General features: G+C 60.3%; 22 protein-coding genes and 1 pseudogene. 17 read left to right on the top strand and 6 right to left on the bottom strand.

Annotation, left to right across the window (positions count from 1 at the left end):
* Nucleotides 1-23: 23 nt before the first annotated feature.
* Together rpsU and QD409_RS02300 are read left to right on the top strand one after the other, a co-directional pair.
* Complete coding sequence (rpsU, locus tag QD409_RS02295) at nucleotides 24-266, top strand: 30S ribosomal protein S21 (RefSeq protein ID WP_075852593.1); 243 nt, start codon at nucleotides 24-26, stop codon at nucleotides 264-266.
* A 45-nt stretch (nucleotides 267-311) separates the two neighbouring features.
* On the top strand, nucleotides 312-521 hold the full coding sequence (locus tag QD409_RS02300; RefSeq protein ID WP_092843867.1) for a hypothetical protein: 210 nt from the start codon (nucleotides 312-314) through the stop codon (nucleotides 519-521).
* A 577-nt stretch (nucleotides 522-1,098) separates the two neighbouring features.
* Here the strand turns inward: QD409_RS02300 and QD409_RS02305 are convergent.
* From QD409_RS02305 to QD409_RS02315, 3 genes are all read right to left on the bottom strand, one after another.
* Nucleotides 1,099-2,046 (bottom strand): sigma-70 family RNA polymerase sigma factor, encoded by a 948-nt coding sequence (locus QD409_RS02305; RefSeq protein ID WP_430761820.1) that lies wholly within the window; start codon nucleotides 2,044-2,046, stop codon nucleotides 1,099-1,101.
* Nucleotides 2,047-2,171: 125 nt separating this feature from the next.
* The gene (locus QD409_RS02310; RefSeq protein ID WP_430761821.1) at nucleotides 2,172-3,059 is read right to left on the bottom strand and encodes an alpha/beta hydrolase; all 888 of its coding nucleotides are present in this window, start codon (nucleotides 3,057-3,059) and stop codon (nucleotides 2,172-2,174) included.
* 361 nt (nucleotides 3,060-3,420) lie between these two features.
* Nucleotides 3,421-5,727, bottom strand: coding sequence for a methyl-accepting chemotaxis protein (locus tag QD409_RS02315; protein WP_430761822.1), 2,307 nt, complete (start codon nucleotides 5,725-5,727; stop codon nucleotides 3,421-3,423).
* 494 nt (nucleotides 5,728-6,221) lie between these two features.
* On the opposite strand from QD409_RS02315, the pseudogene QD409_RS02320 reads away from it, so the two are divergent.
* The 15 genes and pseudogenes from QD409_RS02320 to nuoG all read left to right on the top strand — a co-directional run.
* Nucleotides 6,222-6,549 (top strand): annotated as a pseudogene (locus QD409_RS02320) (IS6 family transposase); the annotation flags it as partial.
* Between the two features lie 262 nt (nucleotides 6,550-6,811).
* The gene (locus QD409_RS02325; protein WP_092843859.1) at nucleotides 6,812-7,312 is read left to right on the top strand and encodes an NADH-quinone oxidoreductase subunit J; all 501 of its coding nucleotides are present in this window, start codon (nucleotides 6,812-6,814) and stop codon (nucleotides 7,310-7,312) included.
* Entirely contained in the window at nucleotides 7,312-7,614 is a 303-nt protein-coding gene (gene nuoK / locus QD409_RS02330) for an NADH-quinone oxidoreductase subunit NuoK (protein ID WP_092843857.1), read from the top strand. The genes QD409_RS02325 and nuoK overlap by 1 nt, the downstream gene beginning before the upstream one ends.
* A 4-nt stretch (nucleotides 7,615-7,618) precedes the next feature.
* Nucleotides 7,619-9,082 (top strand): monovalent cation/H+ antiporter subunit D family protein, encoded by a 1,464-nt coding sequence (locus QD409_RS02335; protein ID WP_430761823.1) that lies wholly within the window; start codon nucleotides 7,619-7,621, stop codon nucleotides 9,080-9,082.
* A complete protein-coding gene (locus QD409_RS02340) occupies nucleotides 9,079-9,333 on the top strand; it encodes a hypothetical protein (protein WP_430761824.1) in 255 nt (84 codons plus the stop codon). The genes QD409_RS02335 and QD409_RS02340 overlap by 4 nt, the downstream gene beginning before the upstream one ends.
* The gene (locus tag QD409_RS02345) at nucleotides 9,326-11,101 is read left to right on the top strand and encodes a Na(+)/H(+) antiporter subunit D (RefSeq protein WP_430761825.1); all 1,776 of its coding nucleotides are present in this window, start codon (nucleotides 9,326-9,328) and stop codon (nucleotides 11,099-11,101) included. The genes QD409_RS02340 and QD409_RS02345 overlap by 8 nt, the downstream gene beginning before the upstream one ends.
* Nucleotides 11,102-11,110: 9 nt before the next feature.
* A complete protein-coding gene (locus QD409_RS02350; RefSeq protein WP_430761826.1) occupies nucleotides 11,111-12,586 on the top strand; it encodes an NADH-quinone oxidoreductase subunit M in 1,476 nt (491 codons plus the stop codon).
* Nucleotides 12,583-14,022, top strand: a complete 1,440-nt coding sequence (locus tag QD409_RS02355) for an NADH-quinone oxidoreductase subunit N (protein WP_430761827.1) — start codon at nucleotides 12,583-12,585, stop codon at nucleotides 14,020-14,022. The genes QD409_RS02350 and QD409_RS02355 overlap by 4 nt, the downstream gene beginning before the upstream one ends.
* 154 nt (nucleotides 14,023-14,176) lie before the next feature.
* The gene (locus QD409_RS02360; RefSeq protein ID WP_092843845.1) at nucleotides 14,177-14,542 is read left to right on the top strand and encodes an NADH-quinone oxidoreductase subunit A; all 366 of its coding nucleotides are present in this window, start codon (nucleotides 14,177-14,179) and stop codon (nucleotides 14,540-14,542) included.
* Complete coding sequence (locus tag QD409_RS02365; RefSeq protein ID WP_133707465.1) at nucleotides 14,530-15,033, top strand: NuoB/complex I 20 kDa subunit family protein; 504 nt, start codon at nucleotides 14,530-14,532, stop codon at nucleotides 15,031-15,033. The genes QD409_RS02360 and QD409_RS02365 overlap by 13 nt, the downstream gene beginning before the upstream one ends.
* On the top strand, nucleotides 15,030-15,566 hold the full coding sequence (locus tag QD409_RS02370) for an NADH-quinone oxidoreductase subunit C (protein ID WP_430761828.1): 537 nt from the start codon (nucleotides 15,030-15,032) through the stop codon (nucleotides 15,564-15,566). Before QD409_RS02365 ends, QD409_RS02370 begins: the two co-directional genes overlap by 4 nt.
* Before the next feature lie 29 nt (nucleotides 15,567-15,595).
* Nucleotides 15,596-16,810, top strand: a complete 1,215-nt coding sequence (gene nuoD, locus QD409_RS02375; RefSeq protein ID WP_092843839.1) for an NADH dehydrogenase (quinone) subunit D — start codon at nucleotides 15,596-15,598, stop codon at nucleotides 16,808-16,810.
* A gap of 16 nt (nucleotides 16,811-16,826) precedes the next feature.
* Nucleotides 16,827-17,339 (top strand): NADH-quinone oxidoreductase subunit NuoE, encoded by a 513-nt coding sequence (gene nuoE, locus QD409_RS02380; RefSeq protein WP_430761829.1) that lies wholly within the window; start codon nucleotides 16,827-16,829, stop codon nucleotides 17,337-17,339.
* A gap of 4 nt (nucleotides 17,340-17,343) precedes the next feature.
* Nucleotides 17,344-18,609: an NADH-quinone oxidoreductase subunit NuoF gene (nuoF, locus tag QD409_RS02385; protein WP_430761879.1), complete on the top strand. Its 1,266-nt coding sequence runs from the start codon at nucleotides 17,344-17,346 to the stop codon at nucleotides 18,607-18,609.
* Between the two features lie 32 nt (nucleotides 18,610-18,641).
* Entirely contained in the window at nucleotides 18,642-21,248 is a 2,607-nt protein-coding gene (gene nuoG, locus QD409_RS02390) for an NADH-quinone oxidoreductase subunit NuoG (protein ID WP_430761830.1), read from the top strand.
* A gap of 118 nt (nucleotides 21,249-21,366) precedes the next feature.
* On the opposite strand, the gene QD409_RS02395 is transcribed toward nuoG, so the two are convergent.
* The 3 genes from QD409_RS02395 to nuoH are packed head-to-tail and all read right to left on the bottom strand — an operon-like array spanning nucleotide 21,367 to nucleotide 23,431.
* Nucleotides 21,367-21,807 (bottom strand): CBS domain-containing protein, encoded by a 441-nt coding sequence (locus tag QD409_RS02395; RefSeq protein ID WP_430761831.1) that lies wholly within the window; start codon nucleotides 21,805-21,807, stop codon nucleotides 21,367-21,369.
* Nucleotides 21,808-21,852: 45 nt separating this feature from the next.
* Nucleotides 21,853-22,419, bottom strand: a complete 567-nt coding sequence (locus tag QD409_RS02400; protein ID WP_430761832.1) for an NADH-quinone oxidoreductase subunit I — start codon at nucleotides 22,417-22,419, stop codon at nucleotides 21,853-21,855.
* A gap of 10 nt (nucleotides 22,420-22,429) precedes the next feature.
* Nucleotides 22,430-23,431 (bottom strand): NADH-quinone oxidoreductase subunit NuoH, encoded by a 1,002-nt coding sequence (gene nuoH / locus QD409_RS02405; protein WP_430761833.1) that lies wholly within the window; start codon nucleotides 23,429-23,431, stop codon nucleotides 22,430-22,432.
* Nucleotides 23,432-23,845: the final 414 nt, after the last annotated feature.

Consider the following 23,845-nt stretch of genomic DNA (forward strand, 5'->3'; position numbering starts at 1 on the left):
GCGCGAGCTGAGAAGGAGACACTTTGCAGGTTCTGGTCAGAGATAACAACGTCGATCAAGCGCTCCGCGTCCTCAAAAAGAAATTGCAGCGGGAAGGCGTGTTCCGGGAAATGAAGGCCCGCAGCGCCTATGAAAAGCCGTCCGAAAAGCGCGCCCGCGAAAAGGGCGAGGCGATCCGCCGCGCCCGGAAGCTTGCCCGTAAGCAGGCTCAGCGTGAAGGCCTGCTGCCTGCACCCAAGAAGAAAGTCATAGCGCGAGCTCGCTAACGTCCGCCGTCTTTTGGAAAACGCGCCTGCTGAAATGGAGGAAGCATGACAAAGACGAAAGACAATCTGTTCAAGCCTGAAAAGCTGTCGGCACTGGCCAAGTCCGAGCAGACGACATCGATTGCCAGGGATATTCTGGCCGATGAGGCGTCTGCTCGGCAGAAAAAAACGGACAGGCTTCGCGCGCTCCGTTTGGCGCAGGAGACGGAGCCAGCGCCAGCGCCGAAGGCAAAAAGGAAGAGCAAGAAGGGATAGCGATTGCCCGAGTGCGGCCGCGCCCCCTTCGATCGTACCCTTTGTGAGCGGACAACGCGGCCCGAGGTCCGCTCACCTCATGCCATGTCCCCACGGAGTCCGACCGCAAGGGGATTTATGCGTTCCTCTGTTCAGGGTAACCGCAGGCACTATTCTGGCAAGATGGCCGAATATGCCAGTCCTCAAATGAATGACTGCTTGTGGCACGTTACCGTGGGCATCTCCGTCCGACGGTGGCCTTCATTGCTCGATCCGCCGTAGCCGGCAGACAACAGCATGGCCCGCACTTCATCGCGACAAGAGAGAGCTGGAACACCCTCGCAAGTCTGCCAACAGGGGCTCCGAGCCGCGACACGAGCCTGAGGAAGGCAAAATAAGTCTTCGCGTGCTCTACCGGCGTCCGGTTGATCATCGGCTGCCGTCTCGATCTCGAGGGTGGCATATCAGTGCTCGTCTATCGTTGATCTCTATCTGCATCTCGACGCGATCAAGGTGAAGACGCAGGATTTCAGGTAGTTGGCGACGGAACGGCCGGAGGTTCTAATCCGTTTAAGGCAACCGATCTGGCGGAGGCCCATTATGAGCCTCTCTCCACCTTATCGAAAATCGGGCGGCCATTGACGCGAGCGTTGTCCGCTGCCGGCAACAACCATGGGCAGGCATAGTAATCGGTAATGGCGTCGATCACACCATCCCGCAAATGCACGCGCACGGGATAGGTCGGCATCCAGCCATCGTGCTTCTCGAATAGAACGATCAGCACGGTCTCGCCTTCGACCTCGCCGATGTCGATTCGCCAGGGCGTCTGCGCCCGGTCGAACTCAAGGAAATAGGGCGAATCGACCAGCAGGCCATTGAAGCAATCGGACACGCGCAGTCTTGCGTCGGCGCTTGCGAGCGCGCGAACGCCGTCCCAGTCGCGTTGATTGAACAGATTGACATAGCGGTCGAGCAACTGCGACAGCTGGGGATCGGGCGCGACAACCGCGACAGGTGCGGAGGGTTGTGCAGGCAAGAAAGCGAGCTTCGTTCGGCCGCGATTGAGCGCCGATTTGACGCCGCCGACAGTCGAATCGACCAGTTCGGCAATCTCCTCCAGCGAATAGTCGAATACATCCTTGAGCAGCACGCAGGCCCGTTCTTTCGGCGGCAGATGGATGACAAGGCGCTCGATCGCCCGGCCAGCGCCGAACCCGGTCGGCTCGACCGGCAGGATGATCTTCTCCTCCACATAGCTCGCCTCGGCCCGCTCCCGCGCTTTGCGATTGCGCAGAAAGTCGATGCACCGATTATGCGCAATGCGGAACAACCACCCCTGCAAAGCTCGCGGATCCTCCAGCTGATCGACCTTGCGATAGGCCTCGAACAGGGCTTCCTGCATGATATCCTCGCCATCCATGGCCGAGCCGACCATGCGTGTGCAATAGCGATGAAGCCGGGCGCGCAGATGCGAGACCGTCTTAAGAAAAGCGGCATATTGGACATCGAAGAGACCGGTGGGTTTGACGCGCGGCTGAAACTTCATGTTTTATCCATCCAAAATCGCACACGGAGCTGCGACCCTTGTCGCAAGCTCCCTAGCCGCCTTCATCGTACCTGAGCCGACGAAGCAAAGGAAATCCGGTTCGTCGGCCTTTTGCCTCACGACAATCATGAGGCGTTGCTTTCCGTCCCGGGCAGCCCGAGCTTCGGCCTTACCCACGCGGCGAACCTGCCGATCGCATCGTCCGCTTCCGGTGCGCGGCCGGCCATCATCTGGAAGGAATGAAGCATCTGCGGAAACACATCGATCCTTACATCGACGCCGGCAGTCCTGGCGCGTTCGGCAAAGATGCGGCTGTCGTCGAGCAGTGTTTCATTGCCGCCGGCCTGCAGGAAGATCGGCGGGAAGCCGGCGACATCTGCGTAGAGCGGGCTCGCATAGGGGTCGCGTGGGTCTACCCCGGCGAGCACCATGCCGGCCAGCCACTCGACCGTTCCCTTCTGGAAGAAGAGATCCTTCTGGCTGTTCGACTGGTAGCTCGCACCGCTTGCTGCCAGGTCGTACCAGCCGGAGATGCTGATGATCGCAGCTGGAAGTGGTAACCCCCGATCGCGGGACACCAGAAGTGCGCCAAAAAGGATTGTGACGCCGGCTGAATCCCCGGCGCCTGCGATATGTCGAGGCTCGATGCCCTGATCCAGCAGCCAGCGAAAGGCATCAACGGCCTGATTGCGCTGGGCGGGATAGTGCCGCCCCTGGTGAACATAGTCGTAGCTGATGGCGAGGGCTCGGCAGCCGGTCGCCTTGGCAAGATGGGCGATCATCTTGCGGTGGGTGTAGATTGAGCCGCCTACAAATCCGCCGCCGTGAATATAGAAGATGACACGGTCATGCGTAGCACCTTTCGGGACGATCCAAAGCGCCGGCCTGTCGGCAACCTCCACCTCCAGAAAGTCCACGCCACCCGGTTCCGCCGTCAGCTTGGTCCATTCGGCGTCGTTCCAGGCGGCGGCCTCCTTAGGCGACAGTTGTTCGCCGTTCTGTGCATGGGCCATAAGAGTCTCGTAATGCCTTTTGTTCGCTTCGCTTTGCTTACTTGCCATTTCATGGGTCTCCTTCTGCCTCGGATTGCCGGCCACCAATCTGGGCAGCACGTTATCCTCAAGACGAGACCGAGATGAAAAAGGATACGCGGGCCGATGGCGGTGGCGAGCAGCGACTTGACATGAACGTGCCATGGAGCAGCTCTGCACCTCGCTTCGGTAAGGCCGCGCTCGTCGGTAGCGTTGCGTTTGCGGTGATTGCCGCGGGGCCGGCAATGACGACCGAGCAGCGGCTAATCTTCGCGCCGCTGCAAGCAACCTGGACCAAGCCAAGTGGCCCTATCCGGTCTATGAGCTCTTCCTCAAAGCACACCTACGCCCGACGTCTCAAGACGTGTACTTCGGCACCCCGATGCTCCTGTGTCAGGGTGAAGTTCGCCAATTGAAGGTCCATTTCGGCAGCTTCCGCGGCAAGCCGGTGGATCGCTGCGGTCGTCTCCTCGACCATGGCGGCATTTTGCTGCGTCATCGCATCCAGTTCGGAAACGGCCACATTGATTTGACGCAGCGTGTCAGCTTCCTCGCTGGTTGTTTCCATTATCTCGCTGATCTGGCCGTTGATTGCCTCGACGTGGCTGCCGATACCGGTCAGCGCGGCGCCGGCACGCTCGACGAGCGATACGCCCGTTTCAACCTCATGTGTGGACTTTTGCAGCAAGCTCGTGATCTCCTTTGCAGCGCCGGACGAACGCTGCGCCAGTTCGCGAACTTCCATCGCAACGACGGCAAATCCCTTGCCGGCTTCACCGGCGCGCGCCGCCTCGACGCCGGCGTTGAGCGCCAGAAGGTTCGTCTGGAAGGCAATCGAGTCGATCACGGCGATGATAGAGTTGATCTGGCGCGACGAAGCCTGGATCGCCTCCATCGCGGCAATCGTCTCCCGCATGATCTGGCTGGACCCCACGGTTTCCCGCTTGGCGTCGCGGGCAATACGTTCGGCCTGCTCAGCGCGCTCGATCTGAATGCGAACCGATTGGGTGATCGCATCGATCGCGCTTGCCGTCTCGGAGATCGAGGCAGCCTGCCGTTCGGTGCGTTCGGCTAGCTCGTCGGCACCGGTGCGCATTTCTTCTGAGCCTGCACGCATCGCCATGGAGTTTCCTCCGATCGCCGTCATCGTTTCGCTGAGGGCCGTCAATGCGTCGTTGAAATTTATGCGAAGGCCTTCGAGTTCGGTCGGGAAACGGGTCTCTATCTGATAGGCAAGGTTGCCACTGGCCAGATGGCGCAGACCATCGTCGATCAATTGAACGACCTCCTGCAGTGTCTGTGCCTCAGCTTCACGCTCGGCCATATGCTTTTGGCGATCCCGCTCGGCATGCATACGCATGTCATTGCTGGCAGCTTCCAGCTCGCGGCTTTCGATGAGCGATTGTTTGAATCGTGCCAGTGCTTTCGCCATCGTGCCGATCTCGTCGTCGCGATTCTGGCTGCCGATCTCGACGTCAAGATTGCCATCGGCAACATCGCGGGTGACGCGGGCAAGGCGGGCAAGCGGCGAGAACAGCGGTTTGGTGATGACCCAGGTCGCCGCGGCCATGACGGCGAGAACGCCGAACGCGATCATCGTCAACAAGGTTGCGATTTCGAGAGAGCCGGCATTTAGTTCGCTAAGACGCACGCTTTCCACAATAAGGAAGCGGGAATTTTGGTAGTCGATACCGCGGACATAGGCCCGCGCCAAACCATCGGCGCGATCGAAGTCGCTGACCGTCATGGTTTTTGCCGAAAGCGCGTCCTTCGCGAATGTGAAAGGCGTGGCATCGAGCGTCACGAGCTGACCGTCCGCGTTCACGCCGATAGCCGAGCCATCTTCCGAGATGATAGCGGCCTGCGCTGTGCTGCCGGCCACGATGCCCTTGGTGAGGATGCTGCTGATGATATCGTCGCGCACCTTGAAGAGGATGATGCCTTTCGCGGCGCCAAGCCTGACGATTGGCACAGCATAGAAGATCGCCGACTTGCCGTTTCTCGTATCGATGCGAAGACCGGAGAAGCCTGTCGGCGCGGAATTGTCAGTCGCTTTGGCGGTGTTTTCGATAGCCTTTGCGAATGCGAGCCCGGCGCCGGTCGACTTCCACACATCGGCCTTCAGGTTCTCGGCGAAATCGTCATTCTTCTTATACGAGTAGAGGACGTTGCCGTCGAGATCTGCAATCAACAGGTCGCTGAAGGCGGTGCTTTCAAGGTCACGCGCGACCTCGCTCTGTGTCGCCTCATGGTTGGAATAATAAAAGCCGCTTGGTGCCTCTGGCTTCATCAGCTTCTCGCGCTGGTCGGCCGGGTTCGGATTGTTGGTGATGAACACCTTCTTCAATTCGGCGCGGGCATCGCCGGTCTTCCCGATGGAGTTCCAGCCGCTTTTCAGCTTTGTTATCGACATCTGTATCGCTTCGATACGCGCAATCGAGTTTGCTTGGTTTTCCAGTTGGTCCAGTTGATCCCGCAGCATGTCGCCTCGGAAGATCAGGACACTCTCCGTTGCCTTGAGCGCCTGTTCGCTGGAAATGCGGTTGCTCGCAAAATAGGCGAGAACGTTGATGACCGCGATCGACAGTGCGGTCAGTAGAATGAAGGTGGCGATGACCTTGAAGGACAGGGATTGAAATCTCTGAATCATGAACGATGTTGCCTTCCGGAACGTCCCATATCGGCGGGGCGCGGGGCGTCCAGCCGGCTGACCTATAAACAAAACACAGGAGCCCTGCCTTCTCTGGAAGGGAACTCACATGCGCATCTTGCGGATCAAAAGTCAGCCATGGAGCTTAAATAGCCGTAAACAGCCCTACTGATATAGTGGGCTTTCACTCTCGCCACGTTGCGCTGCTTACGGTCGTTGCAATAATACTATCGAGAACACACATTTTCCGGCTTAATTGGTGCGGATTGTCACTTTGCCCACAGTCCATTTAGCGCCGTTGACAGGGCACAATTGATGTTGATCTTTCAGCTGGTAGATAATCACTGATTTCTGTTCCAGAATAAGACCTTATCCCATCACCGATATCCAGGCGGCGGTTCGATTCCGTTCAAGACCCTCAGTAGGGCACTACCTGGCTCCGTTGCAAAAAAATCGGGCTGATTGGCGAAAACGTCATTTGATTGCCGGCGCTGGTGACGTCGGATTTCAAGTGGCGTCATTTTGAGGGTGAGATTATCCTTTGGCCGGTCCGTTGGTATTGCCGTTATGGTGTCAGCTACCGCGATCTTGAACAGATGATGGGTGAACGAGGCGCACCGGTCGATCATTGCACGATCGACCGCAGGGTCCAGGAGTGCCGCCTGAGATCGAAAAACGGCTGCGCTGGCACTGGCGCCGTCCACAATCGACGAGCTGTGCATCGATGAAACCTGTGTGAAGCTCCGCGGTCAATGGCCATACCTCTATAGGGCCGTCGACAAATTCGGGAATACGATTGATTTCTATCTGTCGCCAACACGGATAGAAGCATGACCTGGTGACGAGATTTTGGTGCTGAGGGACTTGACGAGCAAAGGCCCGTTACAGAAGCACAGTCGAAAGAGCGCAGTTCGCGCGCGGCTTTCGTCACATCCGGGCCGGCCTAGTTTCGCGCCGCCAACGACAATAATCTTGTGAAAAAGACAATACTGGCGCACAATTTGTAAATGCACCTGAAGTGCGGAGCTACCTCAAATCCGGCCGTCTCGCGCCGAGCGGCAGCTCGCGGGGGAGGGTTGCGTCGATGGATCAGGGGTTCTTTCTTCTGTTCGCAACGGTGTCCGTGATCGCGGCACTGACTATGGTCCTGGCGCGGAATCCGGTTCACAGCGCATTGGCGCTGATGGCTTGTTTCCTGCAGATCTCCGCAATCTTCGTCTTGCTTGAGGCTCCGTTCCTCGCGGTCATCCAGATCTTCGTCTATGTCGGCGCGATCATGGTCCTGTTCCTATTCGTGATCATGATGATCGATGTGCGCGAAGCGGTGTTGCAGCGGTTCTTGCCGGGCGGCAACCTGCCGGCCCTCGTGCTGCTCGTTCTGCTTGGGGCCGAGATGCTTGCGCTGGTGCTCTGGAGCGGCCGCTTTTCGGCCACAGCGACCGTCGCTACGCCTGGCGGCGATGAGATTAGGCAGCTCAGCACGACACTTTTTGCCGACTATCTTCTGCCGTTTGAAGCTGCCTCCGTGATCCTGCTGGCCGCCCTGGTCGGCGCCATCGTGCTGGCGCGGAAGGAGCCGGGGTGATGGTCCCGCTCTGGTGGTATATTTTGCTCGGCGTGGCCCTGTTCGTAATCGGAGCGGCGGGCGTACTGCTCAGGCGCAACATTCTGGTTGTGCTGATGTCGCTGGAGCTGCTACTCAACTCGGTCAACATCAATTTCATCGCTTTCGGGCATTACTACAACAATTTCCGCGGGCAGATTTTCGCGATCTTCGTCATTGCAATCACCGCGGCGGAGGTTGCCGTCGCCCTCGGCATCTTGGTCGCCCTTGTGAGGAATAAATCCACCCTCAAGGTCGACGACGTGACCATGATGAAAGGATAGCGGCTTGGACCCGGTGATATCGATCCGGCCACTACTAGCCGTCGCCGTCCCAGGCCTGGCGGCCCTAGCAATTCTGCTTCTTAACAACCGCGAGAAACTCCGCGATGCCGTCTCGCCATTGGCCGCAATCGTCCTGTTCGCCATTGTCGCGTCGATGGCACCCACGGTGCTTTCGGGCGGGACCGTCGATTTGCGCCTGTTCGAGATCCTGCCGGGGATTGACTTTGCTTTCCGGGCTGATGCGCTCGGCATGGTTTTCGCCACCGTCTCGTCGCTGCTGTGGATCGTGGCGGCGATCTATTCCATCGGCTACATGCGGCACCTGAACGAGCATGCGCAGACCCGGTTCTTTGCCTGCTTCGCCACCAGCCTCGCGGCCGCCGTTGGGGGCGCCTTCGCCGCCAATCTGTTCACGTTGGTCATATTCTACGAAGCGCTAAGTCTCGTTACCTATCCGCTCGTCTACCACCACGAGGACGAAGAGGGATGGATAGGCGCCCGCAAGTACCTCGTCTATTTGATGGGCGCCTCGAAAAGCGTGCTGCTCGCTGCGCTGGCACTGACCTATTCCATCGCAGGATCGCTCGATTTTAGACAGGGGGGGCTTTTGGCGGGCGTTAATGCCTCGACGGGGCTGCTGACGGTCGTCTATTTCTGCTATCTCTTCGGCTTCGCCAAGGCGGCGGTGATGCCGATACACGCTTGGCTGCCTGCCGCGATGGTGGCGCCGACGCCGGTCAGCGCGCTCTTGCATGCAGTGGCAGTGGTCAAGATGGGCGTGTTTTGCTTGCTGCGGGTTGTCTTCCATGTCTTCGGCGTCAAGTTGGTCGGGGAGCTGGGTCTCGGCATCGCTACGGCCTATCTGGTGTCATTCACAATCCTGATGGCATCGGTCTATGCCCTGACGCGGGATGACCTGAAGGCGAGGCTCGCCTATTCGACAGTCAGCCAGCTCTCCTATATCGTGCTGGGCGCGGTTCTGCTGTCGCCGGTCGCGATGGTCGGTGGCATTATCCACATCGCTGCGCACGCATTCTCCAAGATCACACTCTTTTTCTGCGCCGGGTCGATCTATTGCGCGTCCGGCAAGCGAAACATCAGCGACATGGCCGGTATCGGCCGCAGGCTGCCCTGGACGATGGGTGCCTTTTTCGTCGCCTCGCTGAGCATGATCGGGGTGCCGCCGACCGCGGGTTTCGTCAGCAAGTGGTATCTGACGTTGGGCTCCGTGGAGGCGGGGCAGATCGCCTTCCTTGTCGTGCTCCTGGCGAGCTCGATCCTGAACGCCGCCTATTTCCTGCCGGTCAGCTATGCCGCCTTTTTCGGGACGGAGGCGCAGGAAAGCCCTCCGACGGTCCGTGAAATTCCGATGGTCACGATCCCGCTCGTCGCGACCGCCATCCTGTCGGTGCTGATGGGCATCTTCCCCGGCTATTTCCTCACCCTGGCGGACGGAGTGGTCAGATGATCAGGCGTGTCATCGATTTCTTTGGTGACGAAGACTATGCGAGGCGCCGGCGCCGACTGTTCTATCTGGTGCTCGTTGTGATCGTCGCGGCTGACTTTCTGGTCTTTCGTGAACACGCTGAATACCTGTGGGACCGCCTGCCTGGCTGGTCCGCCGTCTACGGCTTCGGCTCCTGCATACTGCTCATCTTCGTTTCCAAGTTTCTCGGCCATCGGGTCGGGCTGATGCGGCGCGAGGATTATTATGACTGACTTCATCCATCCAGCCCTGCTCTTCATTCTGGGCGCTCTGCCGATCCCTTTCCTCAGCGGGTCGATCCGCAAGGCCTATCTGCTGCTGATCCCGGCCCTGGCGATCCTCGCCGTGCTCACGATGCAGCCGGGCAGCTATGGCGAAGCGCGGTTCATCGGGCAGGAAATCCTGATCGCGAAGGTCGACAAGCTGAGCATCGTCTTTGCCGCCGTTTTCACCATCATGGCGCTGATCGGCATGGTCTATGCGCTGCACTTGACGGACGCTGGCCAGCACGTGGCAGCCTTCGTCTATGTCGGCGGCGCACTCGGCGTGGTATTCGCCGGCGACTACCTGACCCTCTACATGTTCTGGGAAGCCATGGCATTCGCTTCTGCGTACCTGGTCTTCGCGCAGCGCGGCGGACCGGCGATCCGGGCAGGATTCCGCTATCTCATGGTCCATATCACCGGCGGTGTCGTTCTGCTCGGGGGCATCATTCTCCACGGGATCGCCACCGGTTCGCTGCTCTTTGGCCCGATGGCGCGAGGCTCGATCGAAGGCGGGATGGGCGTGGGCGCCTATCTGATCCTTGCCGGATTCGTCCTCAACGCGGCGGTGCCGCCGCTCAACGCCTGGCTGACCGATGCCTATCCGGAGGCGACCGTCACCGGCGCGGTGTTCATGAGCGCCTTCACCACCAAGACCGCCGTCTACGTCCTGGCGCGGGCGTTTCCGGGCACCGAGCTTCTGGTTTGGCTCGGCACGGCGATGGCGCTTTACGGTGTTATCTATGCGGTGCTGGAGAACGACTGCCGGCGCCTCCTGGCCTATCACATCGTCAGCCAGGTGGGCTACATGGTGGCGGGCATCGGCATCGGCACCGAGATGGCGGTGAACGGAGCCACCAGCCATGCCTTCGCGCATATCCTCTACAAGGCGTTGCTCTTCATGGGGGCCGGGGCGGTGATCCACGTCACCGGGCGGCGCAAGCTCACCGAGCTTGGCGGGCTCTACAAGACCATGCCGCTGACCGTGGCACTTTACATGGTCGGCGCTTTCGCGATCTCGGCATTTCCGTTCTTCTCGGGCTTTGTCACCAAATCGATGGTGATATCAGCTGCTGGAGCGGATCATCGGGCGCTGGTGGTGCTGGCGCTGACGATGGCGTCGTCTGGGACGTTCCTGCACACAGGACTCAAGCTCCCGTATTACATGTTTTTCGGCACGGATCGGAAACTGGAGGCGCGGGAGCCGCCGCGCAACATGCTGGTTGCGATGGCCATGGCGGCAGTGCTCTGCATTGCGATCGGAGTGTTCCCCCAGCCGCTCTATGCGCTTCTGCCCTATCCGGTCGACTTCGAACCCTATACAGGCCTCCATGTCACGGAGAGCCTCGGTCTGCTGATGTTCACCGCCCTGGGATTCGTGCTGTTCCTCAAGGCGCTCGACCCCGAGAACACGATCAGCATCGACACCGACTGGTTCTATCGCAAGGGCGCGCGATATTTTATGTGGCTCGCCGAAAAACCGCTGGCGCGCTACGAAAAGGCGGTGAGCGACGTGTCCGAGACCGTGGCGCTGCCCTTCCTGCATGGCGCGGCGCGGGCGGGACTGCGGATCGACCTCACCGGCGTCGACGCCGTCGTGAATGGCGTTGCCCGCTCGATCCTGCGTGGCGGTGCGAGGCTACGGCGGCTCCAGACCGGCGTCGTCACCCATTACGCGCTCGCCATGATCGTCGGTGTGACCGCAGCCATCGTTGTCTTCGCAGTGGCATGGCGGTAGGGGGGTGGCATGGGGTTCCCGCTCCTGAGCTTCATCGTATTCACGCCTGCCGCCGGGGCGGCGGTTCTGATGTTTCTGCGCGGCGACCACACAGTGCGGTGGACGGCGCTCTGCGTCACCGTCCTCGACCTCGCTTTCTGCATCGTCATGCTCGTCAGCTTTGATACCACAACCCACGCGATGCAATTCACCGAGACGCGCCCCTGGGTGCCCGCTCTCGGCATCGCTTATGCGCTTGGCATCGACGGGATCAGCGCACTCTTCGTGTTCCTGACGGCGCTGTTGAGCTGGATCTGCGTGCTCGCCTCGTGGGTCGCGATCGACCGCAAGGTAAAGGAGTTCATGGTCAGTCTGCTGGTCATGCAGGCGCTGATGCTGGGGGTGTTCTGCGCGCTCGACCTGTTCTTGTTCTACGTCTTCTGGGAGGCGATGCTGATCCCGATGTACCTGATCATCGGCATCTGGGGCGGCGACGGACGGGTCTATGCCGCATTCAAGTTCTTCCTCTACACGCTGGCGGGCAGCCTCCTGTTCCTGATCGGTGTCATCGTGCTTTATTTCCATGGCGGCAAGACCTTCGACATTATCGCCCTGACGGCGCAGGATTTGCCGTTCCAGGTCCAGTCCTGGCTGTTCTTTGCCTTCCTGATCGCCTTCGCGGTCAAAGTGCCGATGGTCCCGGTCCACACCTGGCTGCCGGACGCCCATGTGCAGGCGCCGACGGCGGGCAGCATCATTCTCGCCGGTGTGCTCCTGAAGATGGGCGCCTACGGATTCCTGCGGTTCTCCCTGCCGATGCTGCCGGCGGCCTCGGTGCATTATTCGCCGCTGATGCTCGTGCTTTCGGCGGTTGCGATCGTCTATGGCGGGTTGCTTGCGCTGGCGCAGGACGACCTGAAGAAGCTGGTGGCCTATTCCAGTATCAGCCACATGGGCTTCGTGACGCTCGGAATTTTTGCGCTGAACCTCCGCGGGCTCGAAGGCGGCATCCTGCAAATGTTCAATCATGGCGTAACGACGGGCGCGTTGTTCCTCTTCGTCGGCCTGATCTACGAGCGGACGCATACTCGCAGCATCGCGGAGTATGGCGGGCTGATGAAGTTGGCGCCGGTCTATACCGCGTTCCTTGCGTTGTTCACCCTGTCGTCGATGGCGCTGCCGGGAACGAATTCATTCGTGGGCGAGTTGCTGGTGCTGTCGGGCGGGTTTGCGGCCAACCTGGCGGCCGGTACAGCCGCCGTTTCGGGTGCATTGCTGGGTGCCGCCTATCTGCTTGGCATGTATGGGAAAGTCGCACTCGGTCCGCCCAGCGTCGGCGTCCGGGTCAAGGTACGCGACGTGAATGCCCGCGAAATGATTGCGATCTTGCCGCTAGCCGTCTTCGTGCTTTGGGTCGGGCTCTATCCGAAACCCTTTCTCAGCATCATCGATGTTTCGGTGCAGCATCTGCTGGCGCAGGTGCATGGTAGGGGGAGCGGCCAATGACCGCCGCCGCGCTTGTCCAGTCGATCCTCGCGAGTGGGCCCGAGATCGTGGTGGTCTCTGGGGCCTGCATTCTGCTGATTCTCGGACAGTTTGTGCGCAGGGAACAGGAATATTTCCTTGTCTGGGCATCCGTCGCGGTCGTGCTGATTGCTGCTCTCGGTACGCTGATGCTGGCAAGCGAGGTGCGGCCTGCCTATGCCGGTATGTTCATCGCCGACCGCTTTGCCGTCTTCTTCAAGTTCGTGTTCTACCTAGCCACCATTCTGACATTCTTCCTTTCACGAAAATATGCCGATATCGAAGGGATCGGGAGCAGCGAATACTATGTTCTGCTGCTCTTTGCGCTTTCAGGAATGATGATCATGGCGTCGGCGACCGATCTCCTGTCGATCTATGTGGGTCTCGAACTGATGGTGCTCTGCACCTATGTGCTGACTGGCTTCCTGCGCCAGCAGCGTCGGTCGAATGAAGCGGCGCTGAAATATGTGATCCTCGGCTCGGTCTCGACGGGGATTTTCCTTTACGGCGTTTCTCTGGTCTATGGACTCACCGGTACGACGCAACTGGACGGGATGGCTGCGGCGGTGACCGGCGATCCACTCGATCCCGGATTGCTGCTGGCGGTGGTTTTCATTGTCGCGGGGCTGGTTTTCAAAGTCGGTGCGGTGCCGTTCCATATGTGGGTGCCAGACGTTTATGAGGGCGCACCGACGACGATCACCGCTTTCATGTCGGTAGGTCCCAAGGCGGCGGGGTTCGCGGTAATCCTGCGGGTGTTCCTCAACCCTCTGGTCGCAGCCTCGGACGTTTGGATCATCGTTGCAGTCATTGCCGTGGCGACGATGGCGCTCGGCAGTTTCGTGGCGCTGGTACAGGATAACATCAAACGCCTCCTGGCCTATTCCAGCATAGCCCATGCCGGGTTCGCCATTTTCGGCGTGGTGGCCGGCGGCCCGGACGGCATCGCCAGCGTGATGCTCTACTTGCTGATCTATTCTTTCATGAATCTCGGAATTTTCGGTACCGTCATCATGATGCGGAATGCCGATTTTTCGGGCGAGGCCATAGAAGACTATGCGGGTTTGGCCAAGTCGCATCCCGGGCTTGCCCTTCTGATGCTGCTCTTTCTGTTCTCGCTGGCCGGCATTCCGCCGACGGCCGGGTTCTTCGCCAAGTTCTACGTGCTGGTCGCGCTCGTCGATCGAGGTTTCGTCGTGCTGGCGGTGATCGCAGTGCTGCTGAGCGTCGTTGCTGCCTACTTTTACATCCGCATCGTCATGGTGATCTATATGCGTGAGCCAGGGAGGGCCTTTGCCCCGGCGCTGACGCCCTTAGTGCGCGCCGCGCTCGCCTTTACCGCCGCCGGCACCATCGGTATCGGCCTATTTCCGTCGTGGTTTCTGAGGCTTGCCCAACATTCGGTATTTGGCGGCTGATCGATTGGATTTGCAATGATCCGCCCGACGGAATAAACTGACACTTCAAGAAAGGATTGCCCAAGCGCTTGCCGGGGCGACCGCGCTACCGGCCCCAAACGAGGTCGGTGCCGTCCGAGGAAAGCCCCCAGTTGGGTGACCGGTGCAGTGCGATATGACTGCAATGGAATTCTTGCCGGTTCTTTTCATGGTCGCTGGAGTTGTTCTGGTGGCGGGGGCGACGCTTTTCGTCTCCTCGCTGCTGCGACCGTCTAATCCTTATGCCGCGAAGAACATGCCTTATGAATGCGGCATGGACGCGGCGGGCGAGGCCGCCGCGGGTCGCTTCAGGGTGCCGTTTTTTATTCTCGCCATCTTGCTGGTCGTCTTCGATGTCGAGGCAATGTTCCTCTTTCCCTGGGCTGTCGTCCTGAAAGAAATCGGGCTGGTCGGCTATGTCGAGATGTTCGTCTTTATGTTGCTGCTTCTCGTGGGCTTTGCCTACGCCTGGCTGAAGGGAGCGCTGGAATGGGAGGCGTAAATAACGCGATCCGCGATAGCGTGCTGTTCACTACGGCCGATAGCATTATCGGCTGGAGCCGGAGATCGGCGCTGTGGCCCGAGACCTTCGGAATTGCCTGCTGTGCCATCGAGATGATCTCGGCGGGGTGCGCCCGCTATGATCTCGACCGGTTCGGCGTGGTGTTTCGCCCTTCGCCGCGACAGTCCGATGTGATGATCATCGCCGGCACCGTGACCCGGAAATTCGCGCCCGTCGTGCGGCGGCTTTATGACCAGATGCCGGAACCGCGCTGGGTGATCGCAATGGGCACCTGCGCTATTTCGGGCGGGGTCTACAACACCTACGCCGTGGTGCAGGGGTCGGAAACCTTCGTGCCCGTCGACGTGCATGTGCCCGGCTGTCCGCCCCGGCCCGAGGCGCTGATGCACGGCTTCCTCCTGCTTCAAGAGAAGATCAAGAGGTCCCGCGCGCTGGCCGGGACGCCTCTCGATCGGGTTGCAACGTCATGAGTGTGGAGCTGCCTCTCAATCGCGCTCTGATCATGGAGCGTTTCGGGGGAGCAATCGAGGATCTCGGCGCCGCACACGGCATTCATGCCTTTGCCGTTCCACCTGCGGAGATCGTCGCGTTCTGCCGGTTTCTGAAAGAACATCCCGCGCTGCGGTTCAATTTCCTTTCGGACATCTGCGGGGTTGATCATTATCCCGAAACGCCGCGGTTCGAGGCGGTTTACCACCTCTATTCGCTGCCCAACAGGTGGCGGGTTCGCATCAAGTGCCGGCTCGGCGATCCCCCGCAGGTTCCCTCGGTCACGGGAGTTTGGCGCACGGCCAACTGGCATGAGCGCGAGGCCTGGGACATGTATGGCATCAGGTTCGAGGGGCATCCCGATCTGCGCCGGATCTACATGTGGGAGGGCTTCGAGGGCTTTCCCCAACGCAAGGATTTCCCCCTGCGTGGCTACAAGGATCAGTTGAATCCCTTTGGTGCGGAAGGTCCGCCGCCAACACAACCCGACCTCGCCACCAGGGACATTCCGTAAGGGAGGCCGTTCTACGCCGGAAAGTTGAGATGACCGAAGTCACCGAGCTCAGCAGGCCAGAAGGCGAAGCGCTCAATACCAGGGAAGTGCTTCTCAACCTCGGCCCGCAGCACCCCAGCACTCATGGGGTTCTTCGGCTCGTCCTCGAACTGGACGGCGAGTATGTCGAGCGCGTGGACCCGCATATCGGCTACCTCCACCGCGGCACCGAAAAACTGGCAGAGAGCTTCACCTATACGCAGATTTTCCCGCTGACGGATCGTCTCGACTATCTCTGCCCGCCTTCGAACAACCTGGCCTTTGCGCTGGCGGTGGAGAAACTCCTCGGCATAGAAGCACCGTTGCGGGCGCAGTATATCCGCGTGATGATGGCCGAGCTGGCGCGGATCTCCGGCCATCTCCTGATCACCGGCGCGTTGCCGATGGACCTCGGCGCCATGACCGCGTTGCTCTACGTCATGCGCGAGCGTGAAATGATCATGGATCTGTTGGAAATGATCAGCGGTGCGCGCATGCACACGTCCTTCTGCAGGGTTGGCGGGGTGCGCGAGGATCTGCCTGATGGTTTCCTGCCCAAGATCAGGGAGTTCTGCGACATCTTCCCGAACCGGATTCGCGACTATGAACTCTTGCTCGAGAACAACCGGGTGTTCCTCAAGCGCACGAAAGGGGTCGGTGTGATCTCGGCCGAGGACGCTATCGATCTCGGTCTGAGCGGCCCGAACCTGCGCGCCTCGGGCGTCGACTGGGACATCCGCCGCGACGAACCCTACGAAATTTATGATCGGCTCGATTTCAACGTCATCACCCGCAAAGAGGGAGATTGCTATGCACGCTGGCGGTGTCGGGTCGACGAGATGCGCGAAAGCCTCCGGATTATCGAACAATGCATCGACCAGATGCCCGAGGGGCCGTTCCAGATCGACATGCCGACAATCGCCTTCCCGCTGGACAAGCGTCGGGTGCACTGCTCGATGGAGGCGCTGATCCAGCATTTCGACCTGTCAGCCTATGGCTTCAAGGTGCCGAAGGGCGAGGTCTATTCGGCGATCGAGGCGCCGAAGGGCGAGCTTGGCTTCTACATCATCAGCGACGGGTCGCCAAAACCGTTCCGCATGAAGGTGCGGGCACCGTCGTTCGTCAACCTTCAGGCACTCTTCGGGGTCACCAACGCCCGCTACCTGGCGGACATGATCGCCGTGCTCGGCAGCCTCGACCCCGTGATGGCGGAGGTGGACAAGTAGCAGGGATTTGGACGCGATGACCATGCGCGAAAAGATCGAAGAGGTGGCGGCGCGGTATCCCGACCAGCGCTCCGCGATCATGCCCGCGCTTCTGATCGCGCAGAAGGAGCATGGCCATCTGCCTGGTCCGGTGCTGCAGGAGGTTGCCGACATTCTCGGAGTCCAGCGGATCTGGGTCTACGAGCTGGCGACCTTTTACACGCTCTTTCATACCGAGCCGGTGGGCAAGTTCCACCTGCAGCTCTGTGACAATGTTTCCTGCATGTTGTGTGGATCCGAGGACCTGCTGAAGCATCTGCAAGCGGCGCTGGGGATCAAGAAGGGCGACACCACCCCGGACGGGCTGTTCACGCTTTCGACTGTCGAGTGCCTCGGCGCCTGCGAGATGGCGCCGGTGATGCAAGTCGGCGACGACTACTACGGCGACCTTGATGTCGCGCGGATAAACACACTCTTGGACGGCCTCCGGGCAAAGGCGGGACGAGTAGCGAGCGTTGAGCACGCCGCTCCGCGACCGCCGGGAGAGTAACGCCATGTTCGAGCCAGTTCTTCTCAAGAATGTCGGCATGTCGGGCAGTCACTTGCTGTCGACCTATGAGACCGGCGGCGGCTACCAGGCGCTGGCGAAGGTGTTGCGCGAGTGCACGCCCGACGAGGTCGTCGACCTTGTCAAACGATCCAACCTACGCGGTCGCGGCGGTGCCGGATTCCCTACGGGCATGAAATGGAGTTTCGTGCCGAAGCGGGGCGACAAGCCGAGATATCTGTGCTGCAACGCCGATGAAGGCGAGCCGGGCACCTTCAAGGACCGGATCATCATGGAGCGCGACCCGCATCAACTCATAGAGGGGCTGGCGGTTAGCGCCTACGCGATCGGGGCCGAAACCGCCTATGTCTACATCCGCGGAGAATATGTGACGGCGATCCGTCATCTGGAGCAGGCGATCGCAGAGGCTCACGAAAAAGGTTATCTGGGAACGAGCATTCTGGGCTCGGATTTCAATTTCACCGTCCACATCCACTGCGGCGCTGGCGCCTATATCTGCGGCGAGGAGACTGCAATGCTCGAGTCGCTCGAAGGCAAGCGGGCGCAGCCGCGGTTGAAGCCGCCCTTTCCGGCGGTGGCCGGGCTCTACGCCAGCCCTACCGTGATCAACAATGTCGAGACGCTCGCTTGCGTGCCGCATATCGTTATGCGGGGGCCGGATTGGTTTCGCGGCATCGGCCCGGATAAGAGCCCCGGCCCGAAGCTCTACTGCGTCAGCGGGCAGGTGCGCAAACCCGGCCTCTACGAGTTGCCGATGGGGATACCGCTGCGCGAACTGGTCGAGACCCACGCAGGGGGCGCGCTGCCGGGACGCAGAATCAAGGCAGTGATCCCGGGCGGCGTCTCAGCGCCAGTAATTCCGGAGCATGGGCTGGGGGTGGGAATGGATTTCGACTCGCTGGCTGCCGTCGGCTCGATGCTCGGTTCGGCTGGCGTGGTCGTGATCGACGACTCAACCTGCATGGTCAAGGTCGCCACCCGGATCATCGAGTTCTTCCACCATGAATCCTGTGGCAAGTGCACGCCATGCCGGGAAGGATTGAACTGGGTCGTGAAGGTCCTGCGCCGCATTGAGGCCGGAGACGGCGCACCCGGCGATCTGGAGCAGTTGGAGATGCTCTGCAAAGGCATTTTCGGCAATACGTTTTGTGCCTTGGGGGACGGCGCAGCGATGGGATTGCGGGCTGCACTCGCGCATTTCCGCGAGGAGTTCGTCGCCCATATCGAGGAGCGGAGGTGCCCGTTTCACTAAGGGAGTGCGCTGGGATAGGACTGCGAGGACGTATGGTTAGCGTTACGATCGATGGACAGACGTTGGAAGTTGAGGCTGGCTCGACAGTGCTGCAGGTCGCCCAGCGTTTGGGCATTGACATCCCCACTTTCTGCTATCTGAAGCGCCTGCCGGCGCTGGCCTCCTGCCGTATGTGTCTGGTGGAGATCGAAGGGCAGCGGCGGCTGCAGCCGTCCTGCGCCACTGCGGTCATCGACGGTATGGTGGTGCGGACCAACACGCCGCTGATCGAGGAAACGCGCTCTTCCATGCTCGACATGCTGCTCGCCAATCACCCGCTCGATTGCCCGATCTGCGACAAGGGCGGCGAATGCGAGCTTCAGAACATGGTGATGGCCTACGGGCCCCGCGAAAGCCGGTTTCGCGATGACAAACGTGTGTTCCACTCCGAGGATATCCGTCTCAGCCCGGTCATCATCATGAACGTTAACCGCTGCATCCAGTGCCAGCGCTGCGTCCGGATGTGTGAGGAGGTCGTCGGCGCGGTTGCCCTGGGTACCGTCGAAAAGGGCATGGATACCGCCGTCACCGGCTTCGAGGGCAGTCTCGCGAGTTGCGACCAATGCGGCAATTGCGTTGAGGTCTGCCCGGTCGGTGCGCTGATGAGCTTCCCCTACCGCTACAAGGCGCGGCCCTGGGACCTGGTCGAGACCGACACGGTCTGCCCGCATTGTGGCACCGGTTGCCAGCTGACGGTGGGCACGCGCAAGGGTGAGTTCATGCGGGTGCGCTCGAAATGGGACGAAGGGGTCAACCACGAAACGCTTTGCGTGCGGGGACGCTTCGGCCTCGATTTCATCGTGAGCCGGGACCGGATCAGGCGGCCGATGATCCGTCGTGACGGCGCCCTGGTTCCGGTGTCCTGGGACGAAGCGGGGGACTATCTGCGCCGGCGGCTGTCGGCTGTCGAGAGCAAGGTTGCCGGCGGGCTGGCCTCGCCGCGCCTGCCCAACGAGGTGCTTTATCAGTTCCAGAAGCTGATGCGGACGGTGTTCCGGACCAACAACATCGACTGCTCGACACGCTGGTCCACGCCCTTTGATATACTCGGTCCGTTGGTGGCAAGCTTCTACAGCCGCGCGCCGCTCGACGAGGTGATCGGCAACGACTGCGTCCTCATCGTTGGCGGCAACGTCACAGAGGAGAACCCGGTCACCGAATACCTATTGCGGGACGGCGCACGACGGCGGCAGACTAGATTGCTCATGCTCTCGGCACGGCCATCCCGTCTGGACGCAGATGCCCGGACGGTCGTTCGCGTTCCCCCGGGCGGAGAGGCGGCTTGCCTTGCGGCAGTGGTAGCCGGGCTCGTGGCGGCCGCCGGCGCGACCTTGCCGGGCGATGCTTTAGCGCAGTTCGGCGCGACAATCGCAAGGCCGGCGGCGAGCAACGGCAGTGATGGGCCGGATCGTCTGGCCACGGCACTCAAGGAAGGTCGCAGCGTCACCGTGCTTGTCAGCATCAGCCTCCTGAGATCACCGGAAGCGCACGCGACGCTGCAGCAGCTCAACAACCTGCTGCTGGTTCTCCGCCTGCTCGGCAAGGGCCCTGCAATGCAGTTCCTCTTCGACCGAGCCAACCAGATGGGTGCCTGGGACATGGGGGTTCTGCCGGCGGCTCTGCCAGGGCTGCGGGCGGTCCGCGATGATGCGGTGCGCATAACTCTTGCACGGAACTGGGGCGCCGAAATCCCATCGGAACCCGGCGCGGGTCTCGACGCCATGCTGGAGCTCTGCGTCAGTGGGCGGATGGGCGCATTCTACATCGCCGGAGCCGACCCCCTGATTGCCTATCCCGACAGGGATTTCGTGACACAGGCACTTGGCGCCGCCGATCTCCTGATTGTTCAGGACGCCTTCCTCACGGATACAGCGGGCCTGGCGGAGGTCGTCCTGCCAACGGCAGGTTACGGCGAGGAATCCGGCACCTTCACCAACAACGAAGGCCGAACCCAGAAGGTCCGCAAATTCCGCGAACCGGCGTTCGAGGCGCAAGGCAATTTGGCGATCTTCGACTTCGTCGCGGCGCTCCGCAACCAAGCGCTGCAACCGTCCACGCAAGGCGAGATTTTCGACGAGATTGTCCGGCTGGTTCCCGCCTACCATGAGTTGACGCCGGAAGCGCTTGCCGCCGACGGTGCATTCACCAAAGCGGTCCCGACGCCCCCGGGTGGCGAGCTCTTCGCGCCGCCATCTGTCCCGAAAGCAGTTGACCGACTCATGCTGGTTACCGGCGACTGCTTGTTCCACAACGGATATCTTTCCGAACGCTCGGAGATCCTGAATACGGTCGCGGATGATCCCTACGTGGAGATGAGCGTACAGGATGCCGCGCAACTTGGCCTCTCGGACCGCGATCAGGTGGTCGTGCGATCCGCTCAGGGCGAATTGACTGCGAAGCTCAAAGTCAACAAACGTTTTCCCATGGGCGTTGTGTTTGTTCCCGAAAACTACAGAGCCCTGCGTCTCAACGGATTGATGCGGCGGGGCGAATACCCGTGTCCAGTGGAGGTTCATCCAGCCACGGCCGCCGCCCGCCCCACCGGCTCTGCGTCGAGCCCTGAGGATCACGACCAAGACATGGCCGGTCGCTTGCCCTGACCCGTCCTATTAGACTAACGCATGTCGCGCAAAAGTGTGCAGCGGTTTTGCGACAACGACATGCGCAAAATCAAAGGCCTAAAGCGCAAGAAGCGAATCTGAAAGATCGCGATGCGCTTTAGTGATACCTGTTCCCGCAGATGTAATCCTGCAGATCCTGCTCCGTGCGCTGCGCTTCGTCGAGCCTGTGTTTTACCACATCGCCGATGCTGACCACGCCGACGACGTCGTTCCCATCCATGACCAGCACATGACGCGTACGCCGCTGGGTCATGATCCCCATAGCGACGGGCAGCACATCCCGGACCGAACAGGTCGCCACGTTGCGGTTCATGATATCCGCGGCTCGCATCATCGTCGCCTCGGCCCCGTATTCCGCCACCGCATTGCAGCAATCTCGCTCCGACAGCGTACCCACGTGTTTGCCACTCGATCGGCTGACGACGACGAAGCCGATATTGTTGTCGCGAAACAACTTCAAGACTTCCACCATCGTTTGATCGGGAGTAACCGCGATGACACCGACACCCTTGTTCTTCATGATTTCGCCGACAAGCATCTGAGCCTCCTGTCTGCGCGCTTCGGCTTGACGGATTGCGCGCGTTTACGTTCGCCGAATATTCCGCCACCAATTGTACCCCTGCGACTCGCTGGTCTCGACCAGAACGGCCTTTTCAGTGTTCAGGCAAGCAGCGACTACGCCGCCGCCGGTTGCCGCCTTGCCTGGCTTGCCGAGCAGGTCGTCGCGCCCGATCACCAAATCGCGCGAAGAAAAACTCGAGAATTCATATTGCTGCCCAAGCGCTATTGCGTCCGCCGGGCAAGCGTCCTCGCACAGTCCGCAGAACAGGCACCGGGCCGTGTCGATCTCGAATTTGGCCGGGTGCCGGTTACCCTTCTCGTCCTCGTAGGGGACGACTTCGATGCAGTCGCAGGGACAGATCCGCGCGCAGAGTTCGCAGGCCACGCACTTGATCTCGCCCTCTTCATCACGCGTAAGGAAGTGATGCCCGCGATAGCGCGAATAGGGCAACCATTTTTCCTTGTCCGGATACTGCATGGTCACGGATCTGGAGAACATGTAGCCGAAAGTCAGAACCAAAGCGTTCGCCAAATCGGCGAAGAACGCCCAGCCAATCCATGTTCCAACTCTGTCCTGCGCGCGCGACATCGCCGCCTCGCTAGGGAGCCGCTACGGCCCCCAAAAGTACACCGGTTATAATTATGTTCGCCATCGAAAGAGGAAGCAAGACTTTCCATCCGATCGCCATCAGTTGGTCGTAGCGGTAGCGGGGGAAAGTGAAGCGGAACCAGATAAACAAATAGACGAAGAATGCGACCTTGAGCAGAAACCAGAGGAGCGGTGGCAAGGGGACCAGCACGCCGTTCCAGCCGCCGAAGAACAGGATCACCACTAGGACCGATATCAGCAACACGATGGCATATTCGCTGATCATGAAAAACGCAAAGCGGATACCGCTGTATTCGGTATGGAACCCGGCTCCCAGATCGCCTTCCGCTTCAGCCAGGTCGAAGGGAATGCGCTGCGCCTCGGCCAGTCCGGCGACGAAGAACACGAAGAAGCCGACCGGTTGGTAGACGACGTTCCAGAGATTGGCTTGTGCCCTCACGATGTCGAGCAGGCTCATGGATTGCGCCAACATGACCACGCCGATGACTGCGAACCCCATCGGGATTTCGTAGCTGATCATCTGCGCGCAGGTCCTGAGGCTACCCAGGACAGCGTATTTGCTGTTGGCGGCCCAGCCACCGAAGATGACGCCATAGACCTCGATCCCGATCACCGCGAAGACGAAAAGGAGCGCCACATTCATGTTGGAGACGTAAAGCGTGATCTCTGCGCCGAGGACCGAGACAGTTTCGCCAAAGGGGATTGTGACGAACACCACAAAGGGCGGGACGAGCGCCAGGATTGGCGCCAGTTTGAACAGGAAGCGGTCGGCCTCGGCCGGGATGTGGTCCTCTTTGGTTAAGAGCTTGATTCCGTCTGCCATCGGCTGCAGCAGCCCGTGCCACCCCACGCGCATCGGCCCCATCCGCTGCTGCATGTGCCCGGCGATCTTTCGTTCCAGCCAGGTTAGCGGCAAGGGCAGCAGCAGGAGGATCGCAATCAGAAACGCAACCTTGAAGACGATCAAGCCAAGGGCGACGATGAGTTCCATGATCCGCGGCTACATATTCACGGGTTGAAACGCGACCGGACTTTGGCTCCGGCTATGCATTATAGCACTTTGCGCACGCGTCAGGCTACAGGGCACAACGGCGATGCCCCCCAGACAATGCCATTACAATTATGCTGACGCTGGCCATTATGTGGTTTGGCAGTTAACCAGGGTCTTCCACACTTTGTGTGGTTAACGGGCCATTGGCGATGACGCGGCTATGGGCCGGAATACGAACGAAATCGAAATGGTCGCCCGGTCTGGGTGTCACAGTGCAGAGCATCGCATTTAGCGATGAAGGCAAATGGGTTGTGTTTGCTCGCGGGCCAACGTCCGGCATATGCCCTGATTGCCGATGCCGGAGCAGAAATCGGCACGGCTGGTCGTACTGCAGTTTTCGAAACCTGCCGATCC

Origin of the sequence: Rhizobium sp. BR 315 (assembly GCF_050577975.1) — a bacterium.
GTDB classification, from domain to species: domain Bacteria; phylum Pseudomonadota; class Alphaproteobacteria; order Rhizobiales; family Rhizobiaceae; genus Rhizobium; species Rhizobium miluonense.

Excerpts from the sequence above, each read along its gene's own strand:
- QD409_RS02300 (WP_092843867.1), top strand. The coding sequence starts at position 312 with ATGACAAAGACGAAAGACAATCTGTTCAAGCCTGAAAAGCTGTCGGCA.
- QD409_RS02305 (WP_430761820.1), bottom strand. The coding sequence starts at position 2,046 with ATGAAGTTTCAGCCGCGCGTCAAACCCACCGGTCTCTTCGATGTCCAA.
- QD409_RS02310 (WP_430761821.1), bottom strand. The coding sequence starts at position 3,059 with ATGGCCCATGCACAGAACGGCGAACAACTGTCGCCTAAGGAGGCCGCC.
- QD409_RS02315 (WP_430761822.1), bottom strand. The coding sequence starts at position 5,727 with ATGATTCAGAGATTTCAATCCCTGTCCTTCAAGGTCATCGCCACCTTC.
- QD409_RS02325 (WP_092843859.1), top strand. The coding sequence starts at position 6,812 with ATGGATCAGGGGTTCTTTCTTCTGTTCGCAACGGTGTCCGTGATCGCG.
- nuoK (WP_092843857.1), top strand. The coding sequence starts at position 7,312 with ATGGTCCCGCTCTGGTGGTATATTTTGCTCGGCGTGGCCCTGTTCGTA.
- QD409_RS02340 (WP_430761824.1), top strand. The coding sequence starts at position 9,079 with ATGATCAGGCGTGTCATCGATTTCTTTGGTGACGAAGACTATGCGAGG.
- QD409_RS02345 (WP_430761825.1), top strand. The coding sequence starts at position 9,326 with ATGACTGACTTCATCCATCCAGCCCTGCTCTTCATTCTGGGCGCTCTG.
- QD409_RS02350 (WP_430761826.1), top strand. The coding sequence starts at position 11,111 with ATGGGGTTCCCGCTCCTGAGCTTCATCGTATTCACGCCTGCCGCCGGG.
- QD409_RS02355 (WP_430761827.1), top strand. The coding sequence starts at position 12,583 with ATGACCGCCGCCGCGCTTGTCCAGTCGATCCTCGCGAGTGGGCCCGAG.
- QD409_RS02360 (WP_092843845.1), top strand. The coding sequence starts at position 14,177 with ATGACTGCAATGGAATTCTTGCCGGTTCTTTTCATGGTCGCTGGAGTT.
- QD409_RS02365 (WP_133707465.1), top strand. The coding sequence starts at position 14,530 with ATGGGAGGCGTAAATAACGCGATCCGCGATAGCGTGCTGTTCACTACG.
- QD409_RS02370 (WP_430761828.1), top strand. The coding sequence starts at position 15,030 with ATGAGTGTGGAGCTGCCTCTCAATCGCGCTCTGATCATGGAGCGTTTC.
- nuoD (WP_092843839.1), top strand. The coding sequence starts at position 15,596 with ATGACCGAAGTCACCGAGCTCAGCAGGCCAGAAGGCGAAGCGCTCAAT.
- nuoE (WP_430761829.1), top strand. The coding sequence starts at position 16,827 with ATGACCATGCGCGAAAAGATCGAAGAGGTGGCGGCGCGGTATCCCGAC.
- nuoF (WP_430761879.1), top strand. The coding sequence starts at position 17,344 with ATGTTCGAGCCAGTTCTTCTCAAGAATGTCGGCATGTCGGGCAGTCAC.
- nuoG (WP_430761830.1), top strand. The coding sequence starts at position 18,642 with ATGGTTAGCGTTACGATCGATGGACAGACGTTGGAAGTTGAGGCTGGC.
- QD409_RS02395 (WP_430761831.1), bottom strand. The coding sequence starts at position 21,807 with ATGCTTGTCGGCGAAATCATGAAGAACAAGGGTGTCGGTGTCATCGCG.
- QD409_RS02400 (WP_430761832.1), bottom strand. The coding sequence starts at position 22,419 with ATGTCGCGCGCGCAGGACAGAGTTGGAACATGGATTGGCTGGGCGTTC.
- nuoH (WP_430761833.1), bottom strand. The coding sequence starts at position 23,431 with ATGGAACTCATCGTCGCCCTTGGCTTGATCGTCTTCAAGGTTGCGTTT.